The sequence below is a fragment of the Catenulispora pinisilvae genome, assembly GCF_015356865.1.
GTDB classification, from domain to species: domain Bacteria; phylum Actinomycetota; class Actinomycetes; order Streptomycetales; family Catenulisporaceae; genus Catenulispora; species Catenulispora pinisilvae.
Window position 1 is genome coordinate 1 of sequence record NZ_JAAFZA010000593.1, and the last position, 491, is coordinate 491.

Annotated in this window: 1 pseudogene; it reads left to right on the forward strand. The window is 66.2% G+C overall.

The window, feature by feature from the left end:
- A pseudogene (locus IZR01_RS49560) lies at positions 1–236 on the forward strand (hypothetical protein); the annotation flags it as partial.
- Positions 237–491 lie beyond the last annotated feature (255 nt).

The following is a 491-nucleotide window of genomic DNA, read 5'->3' on the forward strand; positions in this document are numbered from 1 at the left end:
TCCCGGCCCGTGTCGGCGACCTCGATACCGAGGCGCTCCCGCCGGACTACCAGCGGATCTTGGCCATCGTGCGCGAGGCGGCCGGGCCGGTGAAGGTCAAGGAGGTCGGCGGGAGACTCGGCCTGCCTGTGGAGGTGCGGGGCAAGCTGGAGCCGCTGCGCGGGAAGCTGAACAAGCTCGCCGATCGCGGCTGGCTGCGCAAACTCGGCGACGGCCGTTTCACGATCGCGTTTTGAGCATCCCTTACCGCCATCGGGTCGGCCATGAGCCACGAAACACACACCGACCTGCGTAGAAGGCATGGATACGGGCCGCTAGACACTCATGCCGCGGGCTTTGGACGGTGCTTCGGCTAGCGGGATGACGTCCCGCATACGGAGGATTATGCGGGTACTGATTTCACCCCAAAGCGGGACGGCGGTCGGAGCCGCGGGTAAGGGGCGTCCCCGGTGTCCATCGACGTTGTGTGACGAACACCAACGAACGTTCCG